The organism is Flavobacterium aureirubrum (genome assembly GCF_038739835.1).
Taxonomy (GTDB): Bacteria; Bacteroidota; Bacteroidia; order Flavobacteriales; family Flavobacteriaceae; genus Flavobacterium; species Flavobacterium aureirubrum.
The window spans coordinates 228,786-235,236 of sequence record NZ_JBCGDO010000002.1 but is presented as its reverse complement, the minus strand read 5'-3'; the positions used below and the strand labels follow the sequence as shown (position 1 = coordinate 235,236).

The 6,451-nt window shown below is 33.9% G+C and carries 7 protein-coding genes; 5 read left to right on the top strand and 2 right to left on the bottom strand.

The features are described from left to right. The first annotated feature begins 137 nt into the window (after positions 1-137). The 4 genes from WFZ85_RS03360 to WFZ85_RS03345 all read left to right on the top strand — a co-directional run bounded on the left by WFZ85_RS03360 (position 138) and on the right by WFZ85_RS03345 (position 3,640). Positions 138-791: a DUF6705 family protein gene (locus tag WFZ85_RS03360; RefSeq protein ID WP_342694870.1), complete on the top strand. Its 654-nt coding sequence runs from the start codon at positions 138-140 to the stop codon at positions 789-791. A 153-nt stretch (positions 792-944) separates the two neighbouring features. After that, a complete protein-coding gene (locus WFZ85_RS03355; RefSeq protein WP_342694869.1) occupies positions 945-1,127 on the top strand; it encodes a hypothetical protein in 183 nt (60 codons plus the stop codon). Then, complete coding sequence (locus tag WFZ85_RS03350) at positions 1,124-1,549, top strand: hypothetical protein (RefSeq protein WP_342694868.1); 426 nt, start codon at positions 1,124-1,126, stop codon at positions 1,547-1,549. Before WFZ85_RS03355 ends, WFZ85_RS03350 begins: the two co-directional genes overlap by 4 nt. A 546-nt stretch (positions 1,550-2,095) precedes the next feature. Further along, complete coding sequence (locus WFZ85_RS03345) at positions 2,096-3,640, top strand: glycine--tRNA ligase (RefSeq protein ID WP_342694867.1); 1,545 nt, start codon at positions 2,096-2,098, stop codon at positions 3,638-3,640. Positions 3,641-3,732: 92 nt separating this feature from the next. Here WFZ85_RS03345 and WFZ85_RS03340 read toward each other — a convergent pair whose 3' ends face one another. Together WFZ85_RS03340 and WFZ85_RS03335 are read right to left on the bottom strand one after the other, a co-directional pair. After that, entirely contained in the window at positions 3,733-4,323 is a 591-nt protein-coding gene (locus tag WFZ85_RS03340; protein WP_342694866.1) for a hypothetical protein, read from the bottom strand. Between the two features lie 60 nt (positions 4,324-4,383). Beyond that, on the bottom strand, positions 4,384-5,121 hold the full coding sequence (locus tag WFZ85_RS03335; RefSeq protein ID WP_342694865.1) for a hypothetical protein: 738 nt from the start codon (positions 5,119-5,121) through the stop codon (positions 4,384-4,386). 265 nt (positions 5,122-5,386) lie between these two features. On the opposite strand from WFZ85_RS03335, the gene WFZ85_RS03330 reads away from it, so the two are divergent. Next, positions 5,387-6,265 (top strand): LytR/AlgR family response regulator transcription factor, encoded by an 879-nt coding sequence (locus WFZ85_RS03330; protein ID WP_342694864.1) that lies wholly within the window; start codon positions 5,387-5,389, stop codon positions 6,263-6,265. Positions 6,266-6,451 lie beyond the last annotated feature (186 nt).

The following is a 6,451-nucleotide window of genomic DNA, read 5'->3' as shown; positions in this document are numbered from 1 at the left end:
GCTGTTTACAGACGGTCAAGGAAACCCAACCCAAAATCCTGAACCGTTTAAACTCCCTTTTGGCGAATATATTTTAATAAAACAATAATCCATTTTCTAACCCAATAACCCCGATAGCGCATTCTATTATAAAAACAATGAAAAAATTTAATATACTAATACTAAGTCTATTTTTCACAATTTTATCATCTGCTCAAATAATTGATAGATATGATAACAACACAATGATTGGCGATGTTAATGGTGCTTACTATAAAGATCTAACAAATTTCAGATACCAGTTTGTCGGTACTTGGAAATATACACAAGGCACTACATCACTAACCATTATGATTCAAAAAAGAGATAATTTAAGTACATTCGATGGAATAAATAGTTACAGTCAAGACCTCCTAGTTGGAGAATACCGCTATGTTGAAAATGGTATAGAAAAAATCAATACACTACCTAATATAAACAATAATTACGGTACAACTTACAGAGATAATAAAAAACATAATCTCTTTGGCTGGATGCGTTTAAGACGCTCAACAAGTTTCCCACGATGTAACGAATGTGAACCCAACGAAAGAAGGATCGAATTTTCATATAATGAACCAAACTACGATGGTATGGGCGTAGCAAACGGACATCTTGTCGTAAGACCATATCTAGAAAATGGAATAGAAAAAATCAAAGTTTGGTTTTACACCACAAACAACGTGCTGTTTACCGACGGTCAAGGAAACCTAACCCAAAATCCTGAACCGTTTAAACTTCCTTTTGGCGAATATATTTTAATAAAACAATAATCCATTTTCTAGCCAGCTCCGCAAAGTCTCCCGACTTTGATGAAATATTGAAAGTAGAACAAAAAGCAACACATCTACAAATTATTTATATTTGAATACTCATCAAAGTGGGATATGAAATTAGTAGTCAAGAAGTATAACATTATATAGCTAATGAAAAGCGCTTTAAATAATTTAGTAGCTCAAAGTCGGGAGGCTTTGCGCAGCGGAAGAATTAAAAGTGCACATTATCCAAATTTTTATTATGGTGGATTAAATTCAAATGCATCTCCTGCACCAGCAATTATAAATAATGCACAGATTGTGCCATCAGTAATTATAAACATTCAACAATGAAAGCATCATTAATATTAATTACATTGTCAATCGTTTTAAACAATACGGTTTTTATTGAAGGAAAGAATTACAAGGGATATATTTTTCCAAAAGAATATGAAAACAAGTATTTCATTAGAACTACTAATAAATTTTTCACGCCAACTGTTGATGATGTAAAAGAAGTTGAAAAATTATTAATCATTAAATCTAAAGATATTAAGAAAAATAAAATATCAACTCAAAATAAATGCTGGAATTATAATAATTTGTGTAAATACAATAGGCAGTATTTTGGAGAGTATGACGATAATGATAATAAACTGATTTTTATAAATTTTGTATTAAAGAAATCAACACCAAACTATTGGGATAAAGAAATAGTGATTTTGTTAGAGGACAGATGTGAAAATGTTTGGAATGACAAAATTGCAATAAAATGATCCCCGACAGCGCGGATTTGCAATCCGTGCCCCAGCTCCGCAAAGTCGCCCGACTTTGCGGAAATATAAAAAGTAGAACAAAAACCAACGCATCTACAAATTATTTATATTTGAATACGCATCAAAGTAGGATATAAAATTAGTACTCAAGAAGTATAACATTATATAGCTAATGAAAAGCACTTTAAATAATTTAGTGGCTCAAAGTCGGGAGGCTTTGCGCAACGGTGAACACGAGTAGTAAATTTCAGAACACGAGTACTGATTTTCAGAACACGAGTAGTAAATTTTAGAACAGGAGTACTAAATTTCAGAACACGAGTAGTAAATTTCAGAACACGAGTACTGATTTTCAGAACATGAGTAGTGAATTTCAGAACACGAGTACTGATTTTCAGAACTTGAGTAGTAAATTTTAGAACAATAGATCTACATTACAGAATACAACAATTTATCAATACAATGTCTACTCTCTTACAAACTGCTAATTCAAAAAATCGATATAAAACACTATTTTAAATTCTCTTTTTATACTTTTGCACCATTATGGCAAAACAGGAAGATATATTTAAGAATGTAGTTTCGCACGCAAAAGAATACGGATTTATTTTTCCGTCAAGCGAAATCTACGATGGTTTAAGTGCAGTTTACGACTACGCACAAAACGGTGTCGAACTAAAGAAAAACATCCGCGAATACTGGTGGAAAGCCATGGTGCAAATGCACGAAAACATCGTTGGGCTAGATGCCGCGATACTAATGCACCCAACCACTTGGAAAGCATCAGGCCATGTCGACGCATTCAACGACCCATTAATAGACAACAAAGACAGCAAAAAACGCTACAGAGCCGACGTTTTAATTGAGGATTATGCCGAAAAATTAAACCTAAAAGCCAAAAAAGAAATCGAAAAAGCCCGCGAACGTTTTGGCGAAGCTTTCGACGAAGAACAATACAAAACCACCAATCCAAGAGTGATGGAATACCTTTCAAAAGAAAGAGAAATTCTAGAACGAATGGGTAAATCATTAGGAAACGGCGATTTAGAAGATGTAAAAGCATTGATTGAAGAGTTAGAAATTGCTTGTCCAGAAAGCGGTTCAAGAAATTGGACCGATGTAAAACAGTTCAACCTAATGTTTGGCACAAAACTCGGCGCATCTGCCGAAAACGCCATGGATTTATACCTTCGTCCAGAAACCGCACAAGGAATTTTTGTTAATTTCCTCAACGTTCAAAAAACCGGTAGAATGAAAATTCCATTCGGAATAGCACAAACCGGAAAAGCATTCCGTAACGAAATCGTAGCAAGACAATTCATCTTCCGCATGCGCGAATTTGAACAAATGGAAATGCAATTCTTTGTAAAACCAGGCGAAGAAATGAAGTGGTACGACTACTGGAAAGAAACCCGTTTGAAATGGCACCTTTCATTAGGTTTAGGCAAACAAAACTACCGTTTCCACGACCACGAAAAACTAGCCCATTATGCTAACGCTGCTGCCGATATCGAATTCAATTTCCCATTTGGCTTCAAAGAACTAGAAGGAATTCACTCAAGAACCGATTTCGATTTAAAAGCACACGAACAATATTCAGGCAAAAAACTGCAATATTTCGATAACGATACTAATTCAAGCTACGTGCCATACGTTGTAGAAACATCCGTTGGATTAGACAGAATGTTCTTGGCCGTTTTCGCAACATCATTAAAAGAAGAAACACTAGAAGATGGTTCAACAAGAACAGTGCTTTCATTGCCATCGGTTTTAGCACCAACAAAAGCAGCCGTTTTACCATTAATTAAAAAAGACGGTTTGCCAGAAGTAGCAAAAGACATTATCGAAGACTTAAAATGGGATTTCAATGTTGCCTATGATGAAAAAGACGCTGTAGGAAGACGTTACCGTCGTCAAGATGCACTCGGAACTCCATTCTGTATAACAGTTGACCACCAAACGCTAGAAGATAATACAGTAACCATTCGCCACAGAGACTCAATGAAACAAGACAGAGTAGCTATTACAGAATTGAGAAATATCATTAACCAAGAAGTTTCGATGAGAAATTGGTTATTGCGAACGAAATAATGCGTTGCAAACTATAAAAAAGTAAAAACGGGATCTAAAATGTAGTCCCGTTTTTTTTTAAATTAATATATTAAATGTAAAAACAATTGTTCTTAAAAACCTGCAGTCAAAATAGCGATTGCCGCAACGATTAATACCAACCATGTTCCCGCGCCAATAGCATAATTTGTCCACACTTTATCCTGCTTTATCTTTCGAGCTTTTGTCTTATAGCCATTTACATAATCAGGATTACTCAAAAAAGCCACATTAGGATAATTTAAATTACTAACATCAGGCGGAGTTGAAGAAGTCGCGATGGCAGGAACAAGTCCTAAAATAGGAGAAAAAATACTCGTAACGAGCGTTCCAGTGCTAGCTGTTTTATACTCTTTATAATATTTTAGAGCATCTGATTGTCCTTGAGCAAAAGGATCATTATTTATAAACGAAACTGTTCCAATATTTTCATCAACAGCAAAAATATCTTTGGTCCCATTTTCATAACGAATGAGTAACACCTCCGATTTCAGTATAGAAAAAACAGGACCGTTTAAGTCATCAAATTTTTTATACTTTATTTCTGTGATAGCTACTTCAAGAACTTTACACGAAATATCCTCACCTGTCTTTGTAGTCAATAAGTCTTGAGCAAAGCCAATAGTGGTTAACAAAAAACAAATAAAAACAACGCTTTTTTTCATGGGAATTGATTTTACATTACTATCATGCCTTTTAAAAACTGCTTTTAAGTAAAACAATTTTTAAAATCGGTAGCCAATACTAACGCCACCTCTACCTATAATAGTATAATCGCGTTCAAACTGATTATTAAACAAGTTGCGACCAACACCAATATTCAATTCTAAAATCAATCCTTTCTTGGTTACCCATTTTCCACCAAGACCAACACCTATCGCAAAATCGGTCAAGTTTTTTCTCTCATAGCCCGAGCTAAAATTGTCTTCATAAACATAATCGTCTACACTATTTAACATTCCAAAGGCTTCGCCAAAAAATCCGGCAGCAGGTTTCTCCCCAAAATAATAGCGGTAATAAGCAGTTGCCGTATAATTAATATCAAAAACATAATCATCAACAGGCACAGTAAGTGCAAATCCGACCGCCGACTCCTCATTTAAAATGCGTTCATAGGTAACTGCAATACTTCCTAAAATCAAAGCCAATACATTTCCTTTAATTTCATTTTTTTTAAAAGAAACTGTTCGTTCAACAACAGCTTGCGACTGTGTTACTGGTTTTTGTGGTTCGTTAAAAACATCTTTAGTTCCGTTCTCATAACGAATGAGTAAGACCTCTGATTTTAAAATGGTAAAAGTAGGTCCATTCGGATTATCAAATTTCTTATACTTAATTTCTGTTGTGGTAACTTCAAGAACTTTAGACGAAATATCTTCGCCATTCTTTTTAGTGAGAACGTCTTGAGCAAAACCTAAAACTGAACAAAGCAATAAGTAGAGAACAATAATAAATTTTTTCATAAAAGGTAATTTTTTCAAATATAAAATAAAATACAACACGTTTAAAAAATCAGATTTATTTAACATATCTATCGGTTGACAGAATTTTTTGTAAGTGTATACTTAGATTAAAAAGCACATATTAACAGTATCCTCATTTCTGTCAACATTTTTAAAAAAATACTACCATACCTTTTATTTTCGTGCGAACGAAAAACACATCAGTTTCCCCAAACTACCTGTGATTTAATCTTGTGATGCTTTCCCAAATTCAAGGAAAAGCTACATGAGCCAATCGTATATTATTATAGATGACAATCAAGACGATGTCGCGAAAACGCAAGCCATTGCAGAGCGATTTCGTAATTTGTCTTTTCTGTCTTATGCCAATAATTATGACGATGGTGTAAACCTTATTTTGGAGCACCAACCGCAACTTGTTTTTCTTGAAATTGATCCCGCTGACAAAAACAGTAATTTGTCGTTAAGTTTAATAAATGAGTTGTACCGTTACTTACCTGTAGTTCCAAAAATCATCATTACTACTAACACAAAAGAATTAGCATATGATGCACTGAAATATGAAGTAATCGATTATTTACTAAAACCAATTAATGTAAATGATTTTAGAAAAGCGATTTTAAAATTTGACAGAGCAATAAAATCCAATTTACCACATTCAGAAGTTAAAAATCCTGTGGCTACTTTTGAAGTGTTAGACGAAACAGTAGTGGAAGAGTTAGAAACAGAAAACGAAATAGAAATAAAAACTAACACAACTGCTGAAAAAGCAATTGTAGTTCAGAAAGAACAATCGCTCATCATTTGTGTGAAATCCTATGGTGATTATCGTTACATCGACTCAAACGATATTCTTTATTTTGAAGCCGATAATAACTCCACTGATATTCATTTGAACAATGGCGAAATGATTACTGCTTTTAAAACCCTGAAACATTTTGAAACGGTTTTACCGCAGCTACAATTTTTGCGCATTCATAACAGTTACATTATTAACGTAAATCAAGTTTCGAGAATTCATACTGGAAACACTGTTTGCTACATCAAAAATTCTACTACCAAACTTCCATTCTCAAAATCCTATAAAGAGAATGTAGATTTGATTATAAATCGCATTGCTGGAGGAAACTATTTGGAGATTTAAAACTTTAGTCATCCACAAAAATTGCCAATTATCAACAAAAACGGCAAAAACCCAAAAACCATCCACCACGATTTGGCTATCATTCACTATCAAACGACAGCATTCTACCATAAACCCCTGAAATCATGGGGATTTACAGAGACATCCTTTTTAGTTTTACATCGTGAAAATATCACAAGCCTTAAA